The following is a 19,549-nucleotide window of genomic DNA, read 5'->3' as shown; positions in this document are numbered from 1 at the left end:
GAGGTGGTTTTCAGGCCGAATTTAAGGCGTCTCAAGTCAGTCGATTTCTCGGCATCTTGGGCACAACACCCCCGGCGTCCAAAAGCGAGGGATAAAAGCTAAATGCGGATTGAATACGACGAAGATAAGCGTCTCCTGACGTTACAGGTGCGGGGTCTTGATTTCGCTCGTGCTAACGAAGTTTTTGATGGCTCAGAGTTTAGTTGGATCGATGATCGGATTGAATACGGTGAAGTCCGGTACAACACGTTCGGCATGCTTGACGGTCGTTTGATTGCAATGACTTGGACCCGCCGAAGCGGCGCAATACGCATTATCTCAATGAGAAAAGCCAATGATCGAGAGCAAAACTATTACCGACGAACCTTGGACTGACCCTGACGATCCGCCTGAATGGACGGAAGAGCACTTCCGGTATGCGCAGCTCTCAATTGGCGGAAAAGTGATTCGTGAAGCTGTTGGCACATGGACCCATCCCGGCCGCCCCATCGCCGAAAACCCCAAGAAGCAGGTCACCTTGCGCCTTGATCCCGATGTGATCGAGAAGTTCCGTGCGACCGGCAAGGGCTGGCAATCGCGGATCAATGCGGAATTGCGAAAAGCGCTGGGGATCTAATCGAGCACAAACCTCGGCCCCGGCCCCGCGGCACTCGCCCGGTCTTCCTTGTTGTACAAGGCGCATCGGTCGAGGCTGAGGCAGCCGCAGCCAATGCATTCGTCGAGCTTGTTGCGGGTGCGGGTGAGCAATTGGATGCGGCTGTCGATTTCCTTGCGAAGCGAGCGGCTGATCTTTTGCCAGTCCATGATGTTGGGCGTGCGGCCCTGCGGCAGGGCAGCAAGCTCCCGCTCAATCTCGGCTAGGCCCAGGCCCAGTTTCTGCGCGATCTGAATGAAGCTTAGCCGGCGGATATCCGAGCGCAGGAAGCGCCGCTGGTTGCCGTTGGTGCGGATCGAGGTGACAAGACCGCGATCTTCGTAATAGCGGATGGCCGATACGGCGAGACCGGTGCGGCGCGAAAGCGTGCCGATGGGGATCAGATCATTGCGGTGCATTTGCACTCTCTGTGGCGACTGCAATCGAATGGCTTGATCTCAAGCTAGCTTGAGGTTGCATATTCGCAAGCACCGATTCGCAGACCCGCCCAAAAAGGATTCGCTTGATGCCCGAGACGCTCCCGTGACGATTGAACCGCTGACACAGCAGCAGCTTTCAGCCTATCTGGCGCGGATCGGATTTGAGAGTTCTGCAAGACCCGACCAGGCGACGCTGGAACGCGTTGTGCGTGCGCATGTTCAAACAATCGCTTTCGAGAACATCGATGTGCAACTGGGCCGCGCATTGACCACCAGTCCGGCCGCTGCATTTGCCAAGCTGATCGAAGCCCGCCGCGGAGGCTGGTGTTACGAGCACAATGGCGTGCTGGGTGCAGCTTTGGCAGCGATCGGGTTCGACGTGATGCGGATGAGCGCAGGCGTGATGCGGCAAGTGCGCGGGGACGAGAGCATGGGATCACACTTGTGCCTGCTGGTGCAGTGTGAAGATGCGTGGCTGGTGGATGCTGGGTTTGGCAGCTGGCTGGCAGCACCGGTGCCGTTGCAAACCGGATCATGGATGCAGCCACCGCTGCCGGTCAGCCTTGGTGCGCCCGAGGACGGATTGTGGCGCCTTTCCGTTGCGCTGGGTGAGAGCGCCATATCCTATGATTTCCGTGCCGAAGCTGCGAACGAGGATCAGCTATCAGCACTATGTCATTGGCAATGCAGCAATCCTGCATCGCTGTTCGTGCAGAACCTGTCAGTGCAGCGGCGCGATGCAGAACGCTATCTGATGCTGCGGGGCAAAGTGCTTTCCGATGTAAGCGCCATGGGTGAAGTGCGGCACGAACTGGCTTCGGCTGATGAACTGGTTGACGTTCTGCGCAATGTGTTCCTGCTCGATGTGCCTGAAGCAGCCACGCTGTGGCCTGCGATCTGCGCGCGGCATGAAGCGCTGTTCGGCGCTCAGGCGGCTCCGACAACATAGCAGGCAGCGGCCATCAGCAGGCCAGCCGTGCGGTTTGAGCGGAACTTGGTGAGCGGATCGGTGCCGTCTTCCTTCAGCGTCAGAACTTGCCAGCACAAGTGCAATGCGACCGGGAGCAGTGCCAACAAGGCCAGCGGATCGGGCCGGGCCAGCCACACGGCTCCCGCCCAGCTTGCCAAGGCCAGCGCGTAAAGCCCGGCGACTCCGGCCTTCACATAACTGCCAAACGACAGCGCGGACGATCCTATACCGACCAGCGCATCATCTTCGCGGTCTTGCAGCGCGTAGATCGTGTCATAGGCCATGCACCATGCCCAACACCCGGCATAGAGTGCGGCCAGCGGAGCGAGGTTTTCGAAGCCGGTCGCCTGAACCCAGCCGACGGGAGCGCCCCATGTGAAGACGAGGCCAAGCCATGCCTGCGGCCAGCCGGTGATTCGCTTCATGAAGGGATAGGCGGCGACCAGCGCAAGGCTGCCGAGCGCGACAAGTTGCGCCTCCCAGCGCAATTGCAGGAGCACGACGAGGCCAACGGCGCAAAGCGAGAGCAACCAGATCCACGCGGCGCGCTTGGTCACCGCGCCGCTGGCGATGGGGCGCAGGGCGGTGCGGGCGACGCGGGCATCAAGATCGGCATCGACGATATCGTTATAGACGCAACCTGCCCCGCGCATCGCAACGGCCCCCAGCAGCATCCACGCCAGAATAACCCAAGAACCTGTCGCACCGCCGAGGAACAGGCCCCAGGCGCAAGGCCAGAACAGCAGCCACGAGCCGATGGGCCGATCAAACCGCGCCAGCAACGCATAGTTGCGCCAAGGCTGCGGCAGGCGGGCGACGAGACCCTTGTGCTCGCTATCAGGGACGATTTGCGCAGGTGCCGTCTCGATCATGGGCCTGAGCCTTACCGGCCTGAACGAATTGCGCTAGTGGCCAAATCATGCCTGCTGTTCCCGCCTGGCCGCCAAAGTCGGCCCCTCGCCTGTTCGTTTCAACGCCGCTGTCCGATGGGCAGCGTGTGGCGATTGAGGGCGGACAGGCGCATTATCTGGGAAAAGTGATGCGCGTATCGCCCGGCGATGCGGTGATCCTGTGCGATGATGTGACCGGAGAATGGCTGGCGCGGGTGGCCGAAGCGGGCAAGCGCGAGGTGGTGCTTTACGTTGAACGGCTGCTGCGGGTGCGCGAGGAAGTGCCGGATTTCTGGCTTTGTGCCGCACTGCTGAAGAAGCCCAATTTCGATCTGGTGCTGGAAAAAGCGACTGAACTGGGCGTGGACCAAGTGGTGCCGCTGGTGACGCGGCGCTGTGTGGCCGACAAGCTGAACCCGGAACGCGCGCGCACGATCATGGTGGAAGCGGCTGAGCAATGCGCGCGCACCGCGCTGCCGGTGCTGGGCGAGACGGTGAAGCTGGACGCTATGTTGCGCGACTGGCCTGAGGGGCGTGTGCTGTTTTTTGCCGATGAGAATGGCGGCATGCCGGTGGGCGAGGCTTTTGGTGCGCATCGCGGACCGGCGGCGCTGCTGGTGGGACCGGAAGGCGGCTTTGACGAGGCGGAGCGGGCGGCTGTGCGCGCGCATCCGGCGGCTGTTGCGATTGCGCTTGGGCCACGCATCCTGCGCGGAGAGACGGCGGCGATTGCCGGAATGGCGCTATGGATGGGTCTGAACGGCGATTGGGTTTCTTGAGATTGCGGGCGTTGCGATTTCCGTCTGTTTTGCAACAAAGGTTCTCACGAATAACACTGGTATAAAGCTGTCTGGCACATTAACTCGGCGCGCATGAGCACGCGGCAAGTTTCAGATCGCAACGATCCTATCATCGAAAGCCGCGACATGCTCGTGGCCCCCATGCAGAAGGGCGAAAAGCCCAAGGCAGCGTGGCGCATCGGCACCGAGCACGAGAAGTTCGTGTATCGGACCGAAGACCGGCGCGCGCCGTCCTATGACGAGCCGGGCGGCATCCGTGATCTGCTGATGGCGCTGACCGAATTTGGCTGGAAGCCGGTCATGGAGGGCGGCAACGTGATCGCCATGTCCGGGCCGGACGGAGCGGTAAGCCTTGAGCCTGCCGGGCAGCTGGAGCTTTCAGGTGCGCCGCTGGTGAACCTGCACCAGACGTGCGCAGAAACCGGACGGCATCTGGCGCAAGTCAAGACAATCGGTGACAAGCTGGGACTAGCCTATCTTGGGATGGGCCTGTGGCCCGACAAGACCCGCGAAGAACTGCCGATCATGCCCAAGGGCCGCTACGAAATCATGCTGCGGCACATGCCGCGCGTGGGATCGATGGGCCTCGACATGATGCTGCGGACCTGCACCATTCAGGTCAACCTCGACTATTCGAGCGAGGCGGACATGGTGAAGAAGTTCCGCACGAGTCTGGCCCTGCAGCCGTTGGCAACGGCGCTGTTTGCCAATTCGCCGTTTCTGGAAGGCAAGCCCAACGGGTTGCTTTCCTATCGCAGCCACATCTGGACCGATACCGATCCGGCGCGCACGGGCATGCTGTCGTTCGTGTTCGACGAAGGCTTCGGGTATGAGCGATACGTCGACTACATGCTTGATGTGCCGATGTATTTCGTATTCCGCGATGGCAAGTACATCGACGCTTCGGGGTTATCGTTCCGCGATTTCCTGGATGGGAGGCTGTCGGTTCTGCCGGGTGAGAAGCCGACAGCTTCGGACTGGGTGGACCACCTTTCCACCGCGTTCCCAGAAGTTCGGCTGAAATCTTTCCTTGAAATGCGCGGGGCCGATGGTGGGCCTTGGAACCGGATTTGTGCGCTACCTGCGCTGTGGGTGGGGCTGCTCTACGATCAGGGCGCGCTGGATGCGGCGTGGGATCTGGTCAAGGATTGGGACATGGACGGGCGCGAGAAGTTGCGCGCTGAAGTGCCCAAGCTGGGGCTGAATGCTGCGCTGCCGGGTGGTGGCACCTTGCGCGATATTGCCGCCGAAGTGCTGGCGATTGCGCGTGGCGGGCTTTCAGCCCGGGCCATGCTGAACGAAGCGGGCGACAACGAGACCGGCTATCTCCAGCCGCTGGATGAAATCATTTCGACCGGCAAATCTCCGGCAGAGCGGTTGTTGGACCTCTATCACGGGCATTGGGGCGGTGATCTTTCGCAGATCTATGGCGAGAAGAGCTTCTGATGATCATCGTGATGGGAACCGTGCGGGTGCCGGTGGCAAACATCGAGGCGATCCGGCCGATGATGGCCAAAGTGATTGCGGCGACGCGAGCGGAGGACGGGTGCATCCAGTACGCTTATGCGCAGGATATGCTTGATCCCGAGTTGATCCACATTGCCGAAAAGTGGCGCGACAAGGCCGCACTCGACGCGCATTTCCAGATGCCGCACATGAAGGTGTGGGCTGAAGAGCGCGCAGCGTTGGGGCTGTTTGACCGCAATATCCGCGTGTTCGAAAGCGACGAGGGCGTCGAAGTCTGACGCCTTACTCGGCGGGTTGGGTTACCGGGCTTTTCGGAGTAATTGCGCGGGTCAGCTTGCGCAAAGTGCGGGTGATCGGGCCGTGCTCAGTCATCCACGCATGATATTCGCGGTACTTGGCGTCCTCTGCCAGCAGGTGTTTTTCCTCGGTGCGGGCGCGCCAGTAGTAGACGCCGCTGACGATGGCGAGCAGCGCGGTGTTGCGGATGGCATCGACCCATGATCCGCTGGTGGTGAGAAACGGCAGGCCTGCCAGCCACCAGTAGGCATTCTTTGAAAGATAGGCCGGGTGGCGGGTGAAGCGGTAAGGACCGTTGGTCAGGACGCCGCGATAGGTAAGGTTTGAAAAGCGCAGGCCGAAGGCGACGGTCGCCCAGGCGTAGATGCCGGTCAGGAACACCAGCGCAACTGCCCAGATCCATTGCAGCGTCACTTGGCCTTCAAGCCAGTGCGGCCATTCCGCGCCGTTGTGATGGTAATCGAGCACTCCGCCGCCGCCCATCAGGATGAACGGAGGATAGCAAATCAGCGCAGCGACCCATGCGGAAAGGTGGGGGTTTGCGGTGCGGATCTGTGCGTCGAGCGGCTTCATCGTGACGAGATAGCCGACCATCGCAATCTGCACGTCGATCATGAACATCGTTTCGATGAGAAGCGTGGCGAATTCCACCGGGCTGCCAAGCGCGTTCGACCAGTCAAACCGCACCACGGCCCCGAAGCCGCCGGGCACGATCGAGATCATGAAAGCGCAGAAGAAGCCTTTCACCAACCACGCGAGGGCGTGCTTCTTTACTTCGGCGGCGTCCCAAGGCTCGCGGCCGATCAGCATCGCGCCGAAGTGCCACGCGGCATCGCGCGGGTTGACCAGCACGCGATCGAGCCAGAGCACATAGGGAACGGCGCCGAGGAACAGGAACGGGACGATGGTTTCCAGCACTTCCATCGCGAAGACATATTGCCCACGCCAGTACCAGCGGCCGAGGCAATAGGCGAAGCCGATCAGCGCCCAGGTGGCCCAGAGGCCTGCGATCTTGGTGATCGAGATGTCGAGAATATCGCGGATCGGGCGCGGGGCGCTCCAATCTATGCCGGTGGACGGGCGCAAGTGCACCTTGTCGACCAGCAGCGACCAGCCGACCATGCCGGTTCCCGAAAAGAGCAGTGCCAGCATCGCCGCGCCCGGGCCGTCCATGACCTCACGCGGGGCATCGAAGCCGAACGTGTCCACGATCTGCGGCCAGAAGCGGCAGACCAGCACCCAGAAGGCAAGGCCGACAAGGCCAGCGAGGCCGACGCCTGCGGAGACGTCGGATGGCGGTAGAGAGGGACGCGCGGTCATGCGCGCAGGCTTAGCCCAGAAGCGTTAGGAAAGCGTTTGCGATCAACGGAACGCGGTGATCTTGCCCTTATCATCAAGGATATAGATCGTCTCGTTGGCGACAATCGGGGCGAGCGACACGCCGGTGCCCAGCTTGGTGAACAAGCTGGCGGTGCCATCGGTGACCGAAGCCGCCATCACTTCGCCGCGCGAATTGGCGACCCACAGGCGGTTTCCTGCCAGAATCGGCCCTGTCCACTGAATCGGGTTCTTTTTCTTCTTCTCGTTGCGGAAGCGCTGAAGCTGCGTCATCCAGCGGACTTTGCCGTTGGACTTGGCGATGCACAGCAGCTTGGCTTCATCGGTCAGCGCGAAGATCCAGTCTCCGGCGATGGCGGGGGTGGAAATGCCCGCAAGGTTGAGTTCCCAGATGCGCTGGCCGGTGACCAGTTCATAGGCGGCCATGCGCCCGCCCTGCCCAAGCGCATAGACGCGGCCATTTTCGATGATCGGATCGGCATCAATATCGGTCAGCGTGGACACCGAGGTGGCGATGCTGGTACGCGCCAAGGCATCGGCCCAGAGTTCGCGCCCGTTTTCATAGCGATAGGCGACCAGTTCGCCCGAGGAATACCCCGCCACGATGGTGCCCTGCCCAGCGGCCGGAGAGGCGACACCGAACACGTTGGTCTGCCCGACTGAGGCATTGGCATTCCACAGCACCGCGCCATCGGGGGCGTTCAGCGTGACGATCTGGTTGTCCTGCGTCATCACCATGACCTGCCCGAAGGCGACCGTGGGCGATCCACGCAAGGGACCAGCGGGCTTCACCCGCCATTTGATGCTGCCGGTGGCGGCATCGAGCGCCGCGACTTCGCCTACGCCGTTCGTGACATAAAGGCCGCCATCATCGAACGAAGCGCCACCGCCGAAGGTGGAGCTGGAGCTGTTCTTGTCCCCCTTGACCGAGGTTTCCCACACGCGGGCGCCGCTGATGGCATCAAAGGCGTGAACCGTGCCTTCGGTGTCCATCGCGAAAAGCTTACCTCCGCCGACGACCGGCGATGCCGCAAGGCGTTGGGTGGAGGATGTGCCGCGAATGCTGGCCGTCCACGCGCGCTTTGGCGAATCACCGATCAGCGCGTGGCCATAAGACTTGCTGGCATTGCCGCCGCCCTGTGCGAATTCGGTGTTTACGGCAGGCGCAGGCAGCACGACGGTGATCAGCGAGATCGAATCATCGACCTTGGTGCCCGCTTCGATCTTGGACAGGATCGGTTCGCGCTGGCCCACGGTGGGCGTGGTCTTGGCCTTGTCCTTGCCGCCGAAGATGCCGCAGCCGCCCAGCGCAAGCGTGAGGACCAGTGCGCCGGCAAGCGAGGCGCGCCGCAAGCCGGGGCGGAAAGTGGGTTCGGGCTTCATTGGCAATGCTTCCTAAAAATCATTTCGCAGCCGGTGCTGTTGCCGGGACAACCTTGATCGCGCCGGGATCTTCGACTGCATCAACGCCCAGCAGCCCGGCCATTTGCCGCGTACGGCGGCGCAGGGAGTCCGGGACGGTTTCATCCTTAGCAATCTGCGCGAACAGAGCGCCGGCCAGTTCATTCTTGCCCTGCTTCATATAGGCAATGCCGACCAGTTCGCCCGCACTGCCGAACCAAGCATTGCCCGGAATCGCGAGAGGCTTCAGCCGTTCGACCACCTTGTCCGCACCAATCTTGTCAAACGTGAGTGCGACTTCGCGGATGGTGGCAAGATCACGGAAAGGCTTGGGCGCGGCATCATCCGCAGCGATGGCAGCAAAGGCCTTTGCCGCTTCTTCAGGCTTGCCCTGTTCGGACAGGACGCCTGCCTGCAGCATCAGCGCCGACGCGCGAGAGCCATCGGTGCCTGCCTTGACAAGCGGCGCAACGTCTTCGCTTGCCGCCTTGAGATTGCGCACTTCCAGCTTGTCGATAGCCTGAGTCAGGACTTCGCCCTGTTCACCGGCGACGGTGTTCTGGTGATTTTCATACCACAGCCAACCGCCAAGACCGAGCAGCCCGGCAACAATGACCGCGCCGACCGGCTTGCCATAGCGCTGAAAGGCGGTGAGCACCTGATCTTCGCGCAGGGCATCGTCAACTTCGCGCAGGAATGCGTCACCTTGCGCGCCAGAGCGTTCGGCCAGTTGTTCAGAACGGGTTTGCGTACGATCAGGACGGAGAGCCAAGGCAGCGCTTTCAAATAATGCAGCTTAAGATTGCTAGCGTTTGTCTGGCGGGGTGTTTAGCGGATGGGTCCGCCTTTTCAACCGAATTGCTTCATTATGGCGCGCAGGTGAAATTATGGCGCGCAGGTGAACGCTGGCTGAAGCATAGGTGGCGCAGTTCAACCCAAACTGCCACGCCCCAGCGCCTGTGCGTATATTTCGGCATAGCGTTTTGCCATCACTGCTTCGTCAAATTCAGCCGCTGCTCGGACCCGGTTTGCCTTGCCGATGCGCAGGCGCAAGGTGTTGTCGGCGCAAAGCGTGGCAATGGCTTTGGCGAAGGCCTGCTCGTCACCTTGGGCTGAAATGAATGGTCGGTTTTCGTCGGCCACCATATCGGCCACATCGCCCACGTCTGGGCTGGCGACGGCAAGGCCAGCGGCCATGGCCTCGATCACTGAAAGCGGAGCCTGTTCACTGTCCGAAGACAAGGCAAACAGATCGAACAAGCCGATTGCGGCCGAAGGATCGACTACGTGGCCGGGCAGATGAACGCGATGACCGATTTCCAGCCGGATCGCCTCGGCAAGAATCGCCTCACGCTCTGGCCCTTCGCCCAGGATCACGAGGTGCCATTCGGACGGCAAGTCCTGAACGGCGCGCACCATGCGTGGCAGATTCTTGACCGCGCGCAGGCCTGCCAGCGTGCCCAGCCACTTTTCGCCAGCGCGCTTGACCAGACGGGGCAGGACATCAGGCCGCGGCTTTTTGGTGTAGAGCCCGGTGTCGATGCCGTTGGCAATGCGCTGCACCCGCGCGCGCGGCTGTTTCCAGACGTTGAGTGCGATCTGTTCAAGATTGCGCGATGGCACGATCAGGCTGTTCGCGCGTGAAAGGGCGATCATCCGATACCAGTTGCGATGGCGCTTCAGCCCGCCTGCTTCATCCGCGTTGAAGCCATCTTCGTGATGGATCAGCGGCGGCAGACCCATGCCCGGCGCAAAGACCGCATGAGCCATGGCGGCGTCCATGGCACCCCAATTGTAGGTCAGGACCAGATCGAAACCCTGCATCGCGCGGGCGAGCCGCTGCAAACGACCGATCCGCAACTTTCCGGCAAGTGGCGGGAAGCCGAAGGGGAAGAACGCAGCCACGCGCTTGTCGATCAGCGATTGCGCCCCCATCGCCGATGGGACGGCTGAGACTATATGATGTTCGAGTGCCTTTCCCGCTGGCCCTTTGCCCCACCGGTTCATCAGCGCAACGACGCGCCGCTCCTTGCCGCCTGCATCGAACGTCGAATGCAGGTGCAGCAGCTTCAACGGTCGCTTGGAATTATCGCTCATACTTTGGCGAGCAAGCGCTCTATTGCGGCGGCGCTTTCAGGTTCGTCGAGCGTGGGGGCATGGCCAATGCGTGGGAGGGTGACGAGTTCGACACCGGGCCGCGCGGCCATCTTTGCGGCAATTTCGGGGCTGAGAATGTCGGACGTTTCGCCGCGCAGCAGCAACAGCGGGCGGGTGGCCAGAGCATCGAACATCGGCCACATATCGACCTGTGGCGTAGCACCAGCGGGTGCTTCGAACGGTTCAGCGATCTTCATGTCATAATCGAACGCAATCCGGCCCCCGCTGCCCAGAACCATGATTCGCTTGGCATATTTAAGCCACTGTGTGATGTCCCAATCGGGGTACACATCGCCGCTGCTTTCCTGCAGCGCGCGGGCGGCGTGCATCCAGGTTTCGAAATTGCGCCCCTGCCCAACGTAGCCGCGAATCCGCTCAAGCCCGGCAGGCGACACTTCGGGACCGACATCGTTGAGTACGGCAGCGGCGATGCATTGCGGTTTGATCGCCGCCAGCAGCATGGTCAGCAATCCGCCGAGCGAGGTGCCGATCGATACGAAGCGGTCGATCCTTTCCTGCGCGAGCAAGGCCTGCACATCCTGCAGATATTGCAGCGGGGTGTAGGTCATCGGGTCCTTGGCATAATCGCTGTCCCCGCGCCCGCGCATTTCAGGGCACAGGACGCGCCATTCCCCGGCCAGCGCTGCAGCCAGATCCTCAAAATCGCGGGCATTGCGCGTCAGCCCCGGCAGGCAAATTACCGGCGGGCGGCCAAAATCTTTGGCTGAATCGCTTTCGTAGTAGCGAAAATGCAGGCGCAAACCGTCGCTGCTGGTCCAGTAGCGATCTTCGTAATCTGCCATGATCTTTCGATAATCCGCATGAAATCCGGTGGAGCCTGCTTGCAGGCAGGCCCTTGCTACCCCACTATTGCCGTATGCCAGCCCGCCTGCAAGACGCGATCTATCGCCCATCCCCCCGCATCATGGCGCTGGCCGACTGGATCGGCGATCCGGTGAAGGCGGCAGACTTCCCCGAAACCCGCCTGCGCTGGCGCAATGACCGCGCTGCGCAAGGGGTCGGGTTGGCCGGATTGAGCGATCAGGACTGGCTGAACCACTTCGGACGCTTTGTGCCTTTGCCCAACAATATGCCGGGCCCACTGGCGCTGCGCTATCACGGGCACCAGTTCCGCGTTTACAACCCCGATCTGGGTGATGGGCGCGGGTTTACCTTTGCGCAGATGCTCGATGCCGATGGGCGGCTGATGGATCTGGGCACCAAAGGTTCGGGGCAGACGCCGTGGAGCCGCGCAGGCGATGGGCGACTGACGCTTAAGGGCGCGATGCGCGAAATTCTGGCGACCGAGATGCTCGAAGCGCTGGGGGTGAACACCAGCCGCACGCTATCGGTGATCGAAACCGGCGAGAAATTGTGGCGGGGCGACGAGCCTTCACCGACCCGCTCTGCCGTGATGGTGCGGCTGAGCCATGGGCACATCCGCATTGGCACATTCCAGCGGCTGGGCGCGCTGGAACTGGAAGACGAAATGGCGCAACTGGTCAGCTATTGCCTGGCCAATTTTCCGGGCGGTGCATTTCCTGATGCGCCGCACCCTGCCGTGCGGTTTTTCAATCAGGTGGTTGAGCGGATGGCCGATATGGCGGCAAGCTACATGGTTGCGGGGTTCGTCCATGGCGTGCTGAATTCCGACAACATGAACGTGACGGGCGAAAGCTTCGATTATGGGCCGTGGCGCTGGCTGCCGCAGTGGGAGCCGGGCTTTACGGCTGCCTATTTCGACCATTCGGGGCTTTATGCTTATGGCCGCCAGCCCGAGGCGATACACTGGAACTGCGGGCAACTGGCCATCGCCTTGCGTTCGCTGGTGGATGCTGCGCCGCTGATCGAGGCGCTCAACCGCTACCCCGAACTTTACAGCCAAGCGATGACACGGCGCTGGTGCTGGCGACTGGGGGTGGAGCCGCGCGGGCTGGAAGAGGACACTGCGCTGATAGGGGCGTGCGAAAAGGCCATGGTGGCGCAGGGGATTGGGCCGGATGCATTCTTTTTTGCGCATCGTGGCGGGCGTGGGCCATTTGCCGATAGTGCCGAAGGCGCGGCGCTAAAGGAAGCGCTGGCGGCATACACGGCGTGCGACAGTAGCCATCCTTACTGGTCGGACGAGGCACCGCAGGCCATGCTGATCGATGAAGTCGAGGCGATCTGGCAACCGATTGCCGAGAGTGACGATTGGTCAGCGCTCCATGCCAAAGTGGCCGCGTTGCGCCGTGTGGGCGAGGCTTTGGGGCCAAAGCCGGTAGCCATGGGCCACTGCGCTGCCTGAAATCGTGTGGCAAGGGTGGCACGGAGGCAGATTGTTGTTTAATCGGTAACGTCTGAAGCGTTACGCTACGTGGCGGAAACCGCGACCCCTCGATTGCGAACATACCTTGGAAGAGCAGGCAATATCCGTGGCAGCTGCCGAAATCGTGTCCTATGAACCCGCCACCGGTGCCGAAGTATGGCGCGGCAAAGTGGGCGATGTCGAAGATATGGTCGCCCGCGCACGGCGCGCATGGCCAACATGGGCCGCACAGCCGCTGGCGACACGCATCGAACTGGTCCGCCGGTTCGCCAACGAAGTGCGCAAGGATGCCGACAAACTCGCCACGATGATCGCGCGCGAAACGGGCAAGCCGATGTGGGAGGCGCGTACCGAGGTTGAAAGCGTCATCAACAAGGTGGAGATTTCGGTCCGCGCCTATGCCGACCGCACTTCGCAACGGAAGCTGGATTCCGCGCTGCAAGGGACAGCGGCCCTGCGGCACAAGCCGCATGGCGTGATGGCAGTATTGGGGCCATACAACTTCCCTGCGCACTTGCCCAACGGCCACATCGTGCCGGCGCTGATTGCCGGGAACGTGGTGATCTTCAAGCCATCGGAAAAGACGCCAGCCACGGGCGAGATGCTGGCCCAGTGTTTCCACCGTGCGGGCATTTCCGCTGCCATCGTGCAGGTGCTGATTGGCGGGCCGCAAGAAGGCCAGGCGTTGGTGGCGCATGACGGAATCGATGGCGTGCTGTTCACCGGATCTGTCCATGCCGGGATCGCGATCAACCGCAAGCTGGCGTCGAACCCGGGCAAGATGGTTGCGCTGGAAATGGGCGGCAACAACCCGATGGTGGTTTGGGATACACCCAAGATTCAGGACGCGGCCACGCTGATTGTCCAGTCCGCCTTCACCAGCGCCGGACAGCGCTGCACCGCTGCACGGCGACTGATCGTCAAGGCTTCGATGTATGACGAGATCATGGGCGAAGTGAAGCGCTTGGCCGACCGCATCATCGTGGGGGCACCATTCGATGAGCCATCGCCCTTCATGGGCCCGGTAATCGACAACCGCACTGCCGATGGCCTGACCGAAAGCTTTGTCTATCTGCTGTCCTCGGGAGGACGGCCAATCAAGCACATGGTGCGATTGCAGCCGGATCTGCCGTTTCTTTCGCCAGCGATCATCGATGTGACAGGCGTCGCCGAACGGCCCGATGTGGAGCTTTTTGGCCCGCTGCTGCAGGTGGTGAAAGTCAACGATTTTGACGAGGCGATTGCCGAGGCCAACAACACCCGCTTTGGGCTTGCCGCATCGCTGATCGGCGGCGATCCGCAGGATTACAACCGTTTTTGGGCCAACATACGCGCTGGCGTGGTCAACTGGAACCGGCCCACCAATGGCGCTTCTTCGGCGGCCCCGTTCGGCGGTGTCGGCCTATCGGGCAATCATCGCCCGAGCGCCTATTACGCCGCCGACTATTGCGCCTATCCGGTCGCTTCGAGCGAAATGGACCAGCCGCGTGCGAGCATCGGCGTCGGGCTGCGCAGCGATTAATCAGCCCTCAGGGGTTGCGTCAGGAAGCGGGAGCGCTGGATCGACAGGGCCACCGGGCTTTATCGCCAGATTGCGCATATTCTGCTGGCTGAGATCAGGATCAACCATCAACTGGCCTTGCAATGCCTCGGCCATCACCGGATCAAGCGGCGCTCCATCTTGTTCAACTTGTGGCCCACCACAAGCAGCAAGGGTAAGGCTGAGGCCCGGAAGGATCATGCAAATCAGACGCATGCGATGGCCATACCAGCAGCGTGGTTAAAAAAGAGGAGCGCCCCACCGAAGTGGGACGCTCCTCTTGCCTACCGTTCAGTGCGACCCGAAGGGTGGGCTATTCCATTACCGGCAACGGCCGCCGCCACGATCAACTTCGCGGCCAAGCAACGCACCACCTGCGGCACCAAGCACGGCACCGAGCGTGCGGTCACCCCGGCGACCAGCAACTTCGCGGCCTACCAGTGCGCCTGCTACGCCGCCGATCAGAAGCCCGGTTGTGCCATCATTACGGCGGCAATAATACCTGCCATCATTGCCACGCCAGTAACCGCGATTGTCGTTCCAGTTGGCGCGGCGATCATAGCGGCGGTCGTCCCAGCGGCGGTTATCGCGGCCACGGCCATCGTTCCAGCCACGCCGATCATTCCAACGCCGGTCGTCGTCGTCCCAGCCGTTCCACTGCGTACCCAGATCAAGCTGGCTGGATGTTTCGATGCGGGTCTGCGGCAGAGCCGCCGCCGATGCGGGGATGGCGGCAACCAAGGTCGAGCCAGCGGTAAGGGCTGCAACAAGACCCAGTGCGGTGTTCTTCATTTTGAACATGGTCTTCTCTTCCAGTCAGTGGAGAGCAGCCCTTGATTGCGGCTGGTCCCGGTCTTCGTGATGGTTAAGGTTTAACCCTGCGAACCTGAACGGAGCGCAACTAGCCTGTCAGATTCTGCGTTTGCGACGAATCGATGAAATTGAGCGATGAAACGCAGCGCGAATAGGCACTTGGCCGCAGCAGCCAATGCTGGCAGGGCGGCGCGCATGACTTCTCCTGAGACTTTCCGCCGCGGCCTTGTGGCAGCGGTGTGCGCCTATATTTGCTGGGGCCTGTTGCCGCTCTATTTCAAGGCGCTCCATGCCGTGCCGCCGCTCGAACTGGTGGGCTGGCGTGTGGTGTTCACACTGCCGATTTGCATGATCATCGTGTTGGCACGTGGTCAGCTTTCGGAATTGCGCAGCGCCTTTGCCAACCCTCAAGTCCTTGGACTGATGGCGCTCAGCGCGCTGCTGATCGGATCGAACTGGCTGATCTACGTCATCGCGATCAAGAATGGCCATGTGCTGGCGACGAGCCTTGGATACTACATCAATCCCCTGATCAACGTGCTTCTGGGCACGGTATTTCTGGGCGAGCGGTTGAGCCGGGTGCAGTGGAGCGCGGTTGCACTTGCCGGGATTGGCATCGCGCTGCTGCTGGCTGGCGCGGTCGATACGCTGGCGATTGCGCTGACACTCGCATTCTCCTTTGCGTTCTACGGCTATGTGCGCAAGCGCGCGCCCGTTGGCGCAGTGCCGGGCCTGACGATTGAAACAACAGTGCTGTTACTGCCAGCGATTGCAGTGGTCGTTCTGGCCGCAGGATCGGCGGATGGCAGCAGCATCGCAATCGGCGGATGGACCACGCCGCTGATCATGGCATCGGGGGTCGCCACGGCAGTGCCGTTGTTGCTCTTTGCCGTGGCGGCGCGCAGCCTGCCGCTGTCGACGCTGGGCTTCGTGCAGTTCATTGCACCGACGATCAGCTTCATTCTGGGCCTGACCGTGTTCGGCGAAACGCTCGACACCACGCGGCTTGCCTCGTTCGCGCTGATCTGGGCGGCAATTGCGCTTTACAGCTGGGACATGGCCAAGCGCGCGCACGCGGCGCGGTGATAGTTCAGGCCAAACGCCAGTTCAGCGTTTCTCCGGCGTGGAAGGGCACGATCATGGTGCCGTTGCAGTCCAACACCTCCGGCACTTCGAGCGGAGCCTTTTCCAGCGTAATCGTGCCTTCGTTCACCGGCATGCGATAAAACGCCGGGCCATTGAGCGAGGCAAACGCTTCAAACCTGTCGAGGGCACCTTCCTCGTCAAACACCGTGACATAGCTTTCGAGCGCGAAGGGCGCGTTAAAGATGCCTGCGCAGCCGCAAGCAGTCTCTTTCAGGTGCTTGGCATGGGGCGCGGTGTCGGTGCCGAGGAACACGCGGTCACAATCCGATGTGGCGAACTCGCGCAGGGCCAGCCGATGCTTCTCGCGCTTGGCCACTGGCAGGCAAAAGGCATGCGGGCGAATGCCGCCCACCAGCATGGCGTTGCGGTTGATATGCAGGTGCTGCGGCGTGATGGTAGCGGCAATGTTTGGCCCGCCATCGCGGACGAAATGTGCGGCTTCTTCGGTCGTGATGTGTTCGAAAACGATCCGCAGATCGGGCATGTCGGCCACCAGCCGAGTCAGCGTGCGTTCGATGAACACGGCCTCACGATCAAAGATATCCACGTGGTTGTCGGTCACTTCCCCATGGATCAGCAACGGCATGCCGATCCGCTGCATCGCTTCCAGTACCGGATAGATGTTGCGGATATCCGTCACGCCATGCGCCGATCCCGTGGTGGCATGAGCCGGATAGAGCTTGGCAGCAACAAACACGCCTTGGGCGAAGCCGCGTTCAACTTCGCCGATGTCGGTCGAATCGGTGAGATAAAGTGTCATCAGCGGGGTGAAGTCGCTGCCCTCGGGCAAAGCCGCCAGAATGCGGTCGCGATAGGCCGCAACGCCTGCCACATCGGTCATCGGCGGAGCCAGATTGGGCATCACGATCGCACGGGCAAACTGGCGCGCGGTATAGGGCACGACGCCAACCAACACGTCCTTGTCGCGCAAGTGGGTGTGCCAGTCATCCGGTCGGCGGATCGTGAGAGTCGCAGGGGCTGTCGAAGTCATGCCCTTCCCCTTAGCCTTGGCTGCGCCTATCTACCAGCCCATGACCGATACACCTTCCCGTCTGTTCGAACGTGCCCTGATCCGCCTGTCCCCGCTGGACCCTGCTGAGGACGTCGCCGCCTTCCTGCAAGGACTCGTCACCAATGACGTAAAAGGCACGCTGCCAGAGTGGACCGCGCTGCTGACGCCGCAGGGCAAGGTGCTTTTCGATTTCCTCGTTTGGCCCGACGGCACTGATAGCCTGCTGCTCGATTGCGAGGCGGCGCAGGCCGATGCTGTGGCCAAGCGGCTGACGCTCTATCGCCTGCGCCGCAGGATCGGGATCGAGCGCGCTGACGACCTAGGCGTGTATTGGCAGGACCATCCGGGCGAAGGTGGCGCAAACGATCCCCGCCTGTCCGCGCTTGGCCAACGCTGGATCGGCACCGTGTCGGCAGAGGATGTCGCGGCTGACGATCTTTGGCGCGCGCACCGATTGGCACTGGGCGTGACCGAGGGGCAGGCCGAGCTTGGCAACGGCGAAGTGCTCTGGCTGGAATGCAACTCGGTGGACCTGAACGGCGTCAGCTTCACCAAGGGCTGCTATGTGGGGCAGGAGAACACCGCGCGGATGAACTGGCGGCAGAAAGTGAACCGCAGGCTGGTGGTGGTGCCGCTGGAGAAATCGGACACCGCGCGGCAGCGTGCGGTCTATCCTGATCTTGGCCTTGCGGTAGACCATCGCCGGATCGAGGACATCGCCGATACCCTCGCTCCGGCTTGGATGTCGCTTACGGCTCCTGAATGACTTCGGCCTGCACGATCCCTTCGATCAGCATCTGTTCGGCCCGGTCCCGCGCCGCATCGCGCGGCAATTCCAGAGCCTGCGCCAATGGCCCGCCCATCAAGGCATCGCCCAGCGCCATCAGCGTGAGCGCCAGCGTGGTGCTGCGCTGGGTGCCTGATTGATATTCGTCCAGATCGATCACCAGATCGTGAATCGTATCCACAATCGGATCGAGCGCATCCTCATTGCCGGAAAGCAGCATCCACGACGCAAGTGCGCCTGCGCCTTCCTTGTCAAAGGCATCGAAAGTCAGGTCCACCACATCGCGTGGGGAACCGATGCCTGAGCGGCTGGCGATGACCGCCTCGCGAATCGTCGCGCAGATGGTTTCGGCCAGATGCTTGGCCAGTGCCTTTTGCAGACCCGCCGCTGATCCAAAGTGGTGCAGCAGATTGGCGTGCGTGCGTCCGATTCGCCCCGCCACAGCCTTTAGCGTGACCGCCTGAGGCCCAGTTTCCACCAGCAATCCACGCGCGGCTTCAAGGGCAGCCATCCGACTTTCCTCGGGCGGGAGACGCTTTCTTATTGACATTGGTGTAAGCATGCCTAAATTTTGGCCCATGAACGCCATGACCCCTACTATCGCACTAGAGCGCAGCGCCCCAACCGGCAAGGCCGTGCCCACGCCCCCCGATCTGACGATCACGATACGTGACCGCCGCTTTGGCCGCAATGAACCTGCGGGCCGCTGGTGGCTGAACAACGATCCGATCGCCACCGCATGGCACAATGCGCTGTCGGCAACCTTCCCGCGTGGCGAGGCCTTCTTCATCGAAGCGGTCAAAGCGCACCGCGATGGTGTGCCGCCCAAGCTCGAAGCGGAAATCCGCGCCTTCGTGCGGCAGGAAATCAACCACACGCGCGAACACGTGGCGTTCAACCGCGCCGCCGAAAACGCGGGCTACGACATTGCCCGCATCGATAAGCGCGTTGAAGAGATGCTCGCGCTGACCAAGGATCGCCCGGTGATCCTGAACCTTGCCGCCACAATGGCGCTGGAACACTACACGGCCATGATGGCGCACGAATTCCTCGCCAACCCGGCCCATTTTGCCGGATCCGAACAGGAACCGGCCGACATGTGGCGCTGGCACGCAATCGAAGAGATCGAGCACAAGGGCGTGGCCTATGACACATGGAACCACGCCACGCGCGATTGGAGCCGGTGGAAGCGCTGGAAGATCAAATCGCTGATGATGGTGATCGTGACCAAGAATTTCCTGACACACCGGATCGAGGACACACTCGATCTGCTGGAACAGGATGGGCTGACCGGGGCGAAGTGGAAATGGAAGCTGGCAGCCTATCTGTTGTGGAAGCCCGGCGTTGTTCGGCGTATCTTCCCCGCGTGGATCAGCTACTTCCTGCCCGGTTTCCACCCGTGGCAGCATGACGACCGCGCGCTGATCAACAAGGCCGACAGCGAATTTCCCGATGCTGTGATGAAGCGCTGAAATGCCAAGGGCTCCCAACCGGGAGCCCTTTTTCTATCCACCAAACTCCACCACCCGCTCATGCTGAGCCTGTCGAA

General features: G+C 61.7%; 22 protein-coding genes. 11 read left to right on the top strand and 11 right to left on the bottom strand.

The window, feature by feature from the left end; genetic code table 11:
• Positions 1-102: 102 nt before the first annotated feature.
• Entirely contained in the window at positions 103-375 is a 273-nt protein-coding gene (locus AC2A1F_RS01595; protein WP_484207026.1) for a BrnT family toxin, read from the top strand.
• Complete coding sequence (locus AC2A1F_RS01590) at positions 335-616, top strand: BrnA antitoxin family protein (RefSeq protein WP_484207025.1); 282 nt, start codon at positions 335-337, stop codon at positions 614-616. The genes AC2A1F_RS01595 and AC2A1F_RS01590 overlap by 41 nt, the downstream gene beginning before the upstream one ends.
• Here AC2A1F_RS01590 and soxR read toward each other — a convergent pair.
• Positions 613-1,053, bottom strand: a complete 441-nt coding sequence (gene soxR, locus AC2A1F_RS01585; RefSeq protein WP_484207024.1) for a redox-sensitive transcriptional activator SoxR — start codon at positions 1,051-1,053, stop codon at positions 613-615. The genes AC2A1F_RS01590 and soxR overlap by 4 nt on opposite strands.
• Before the next feature lie 124 nt (positions 1,054-1,177).
• Here soxR and AC2A1F_RS01580 point away from each other — a divergent pair, with 124 nt between their 5' ends.
• Positions 1,178-2,023 (top strand): arylamine N-acetyltransferase family protein, encoded by an 846-nt coding sequence (locus AC2A1F_RS01580; protein WP_484207023.1) that lies wholly within the window; start codon positions 1,178-1,180, stop codon positions 2,021-2,023.
• Here AC2A1F_RS01580 and ubiA read toward each other — a convergent pair.
• Positions 2,002-2,916, bottom strand: a complete 915-nt coding sequence (gene ubiA / locus AC2A1F_RS01575; protein WP_484207022.1) for a 4-hydroxybenzoate octaprenyltransferase — start codon at positions 2,914-2,916, stop codon at positions 2,002-2,004. The genes AC2A1F_RS01580 and ubiA overlap by 22 nt on opposite strands.
• A gap of 47 nt (positions 2,917-2,963) precedes the next feature.
• Between ubiA and AC2A1F_RS01570 the strand changes: the two genes are divergently transcribed.
• The 3 genes from AC2A1F_RS01570 to AC2A1F_RS01560 all read left to right on the top strand — a co-directional run bounded on the left by AC2A1F_RS01570 (position 2,964) and on the right by AC2A1F_RS01560 (position 5,479).
• Positions 2,964-3,713, top strand: a complete 750-nt coding sequence (locus tag AC2A1F_RS01570) for a 16S rRNA (uracil(1498)-N(3))-methyltransferase (protein WP_484207021.1) — start codon at positions 2,964-2,966, stop codon at positions 3,711-3,713.
• A 93-nt stretch (positions 3,714-3,806) separates the two neighbouring features.
• A complete protein-coding gene (locus AC2A1F_RS01565; protein ID WP_484207020.1) occupies positions 3,807-5,180 on the top strand; it encodes a glutamate--cysteine ligase in 1,374 nt (457 codons plus the stop codon).
• Positions 5,180-5,479 carry a putative quinol monooxygenase gene (locus tag AC2A1F_RS01560; protein WP_484207019.1) on the top strand — a complete coding sequence of 100 codons (300 nt, stop codon included), beginning with the start codon at positions 5,180-5,182 and terminating at the stop codon, positions 5,477-5,479. Before AC2A1F_RS01565 ends, AC2A1F_RS01560 begins: the two co-directional genes overlap by 1 nt.
• Before the next feature lie 4 nt (positions 5,480-5,483).
• Here AC2A1F_RS01560 and AC2A1F_RS01555 read toward each other — a convergent pair whose 3' ends face one another.
• From AC2A1F_RS01555 to AC2A1F_RS01535, 5 genes are all read right to left on the bottom strand, one after another.
• Positions 5,484-6,818 carry a methyltransferase family protein gene (locus AC2A1F_RS01555; RefSeq protein ID WP_484207018.1) on the bottom strand — a complete coding sequence of 445 codons (1,335 nt, stop codon included), beginning with the start codon at positions 6,816-6,818 and terminating at the stop codon, positions 5,484-5,486.
• 42 nt (positions 6,819-6,860) lie between these two features.
• Complete coding sequence (locus AC2A1F_RS01550; protein WP_484207017.1) at positions 6,861-8,219, bottom strand: outer membrane protein assembly factor BamB family protein; 1,359 nt, start codon at positions 8,217-8,219, stop codon at positions 6,861-6,863.
• Positions 8,220-8,238: 19 nt separating this feature from the next.
• The gene (locus AC2A1F_RS01545; protein WP_484207016.1) at positions 8,239-9,009 is read right to left on the bottom strand and encodes a tetratricopeptide repeat protein; all 771 of its coding nucleotides are present in this window, start codon (positions 9,007-9,009) and stop codon (positions 8,239-8,241) included.
• A 158-nt stretch (positions 9,010-9,167) separates the two neighbouring features.
• Positions 9,168-10,334, bottom strand: a complete 1,167-nt coding sequence (locus tag AC2A1F_RS01540; protein ID WP_484207015.1) for a glycosyltransferase family 4 protein — start codon at positions 10,332-10,334, stop codon at positions 9,168-9,170.
• The gene (locus AC2A1F_RS01535) at positions 10,331-11,197 is read right to left on the bottom strand and encodes an alpha/beta fold hydrolase (RefSeq protein ID WP_484207014.1); all 867 of its coding nucleotides are present in this window, start codon (positions 11,195-11,197) and stop codon (positions 10,331-10,333) included. Before AC2A1F_RS01535 ends, AC2A1F_RS01540 begins: the two co-directional genes overlap by 4 nt.
• A gap of 74 nt (positions 11,198-11,271) precedes the next feature.
• Here AC2A1F_RS01535 and AC2A1F_RS01530 point away from each other — a divergent pair, with 74 nt between their 5' ends.
• Together AC2A1F_RS01530 and astD are read left to right on the top strand one after the other, a co-directional pair.
• Positions 11,272-12,681 (top strand): protein adenylyltransferase SelO, encoded by a 1,410-nt coding sequence (locus AC2A1F_RS01530; protein ID WP_484207013.1) that lies wholly within the window; start codon positions 11,272-11,274, stop codon positions 12,679-12,681.
• Between the two features lie 127 nt (positions 12,682-12,808).
• Positions 12,809-14,224, top strand: a complete 1,416-nt coding sequence (gene astD / locus AC2A1F_RS01525) for a succinylglutamate-semialdehyde dehydrogenase (RefSeq protein ID WP_484207012.1) — start codon at positions 12,809-12,811, stop codon at positions 14,222-14,224.
• Here astD and AC2A1F_RS01520 read toward each other — a convergent pair whose 3' ends face one another.
• Both AC2A1F_RS01520 and AC2A1F_RS01515 read right to left on the bottom strand, forming a co-directional pair.
• Entirely contained in the window at positions 14,225-14,443 is a 219-nt protein-coding gene (locus tag AC2A1F_RS01520; protein WP_484207011.1) for a hypothetical protein, read from the bottom strand.
• Positions 14,444-14,563: 120 nt separating this feature from the next.
• Positions 14,564-15,043 (bottom strand): glycine zipper 2TM domain-containing protein, encoded by a 480-nt coding sequence (locus AC2A1F_RS01515; protein ID WP_484207010.1) that lies wholly within the window; start codon positions 15,041-15,043, stop codon positions 14,564-14,566.
• A gap of 207 nt (positions 15,044-15,250) precedes the next feature.
• Here AC2A1F_RS01515 and rarD point away from each other — a divergent pair, with 207 nt between their 5' ends.
• Positions 15,251-16,141: an EamA family transporter RarD gene (gene rarD, locus AC2A1F_RS01510; protein ID WP_484207009.1), complete on the top strand. Its 891-nt coding sequence runs from the start codon at positions 15,251-15,253 to the stop codon at positions 16,139-16,141.
• A gap of 4 nt (positions 16,142-16,145) precedes the next feature.
• Here rarD and pyrC read toward each other — a convergent pair whose 3' ends face one another.
• Positions 16,146-17,192 carry a dihydroorotase gene (pyrC, locus tag AC2A1F_RS01505; protein ID WP_484207008.1) on the bottom strand — a complete coding sequence of 349 codons (1,047 nt, stop codon included), beginning with the start codon at positions 17,190-17,192 and terminating at the stop codon, positions 16,146-16,148.
• Positions 17,193-17,232: 40 nt separating this feature from the next.
• On the opposite strand from pyrC, the gene ygfZ reads away from it, so the two are divergent.
• A complete protein-coding gene (ygfZ, locus tag AC2A1F_RS01500; protein ID WP_484207007.1) occupies positions 17,233-17,979 on the top strand; it encodes a CAF17-like 4Fe-4S cluster assembly/insertion protein YgfZ in 747 nt (248 codons plus the stop codon).
• Here the strand turns inward: ygfZ and AC2A1F_RS01495 are convergent.
• Positions 17,963-18,550, bottom strand: a complete 588-nt coding sequence (locus tag AC2A1F_RS01495; RefSeq protein ID WP_484207006.1) for a TetR/AcrR family transcriptional regulator — start codon at positions 18,548-18,550, stop codon at positions 17,963-17,965. The genes ygfZ and AC2A1F_RS01495 overlap by 17 nt on opposite strands.
• Before the next feature lie 37 nt (positions 18,551-18,587).
• On the opposite strand from AC2A1F_RS01495, the gene AC2A1F_RS01490 reads away from it, so the two are divergent.
• Positions 18,588-19,472, top strand: a complete 885-nt coding sequence (locus AC2A1F_RS01490; RefSeq protein ID WP_484208145.1) for a metal-dependent hydrolase — start codon at positions 18,588-18,590, stop codon at positions 19,470-19,472.
• The last annotated feature ends 77 nt before the right edge of the window (positions 19,473-19,549 follow it).

It is taken from the genome of Novosphingobium sp. HNCC26BN242, from assembly GCF_057180525.1.
This window is presented reverse-complemented; position numbering and strand designations above follow the sequence as displayed.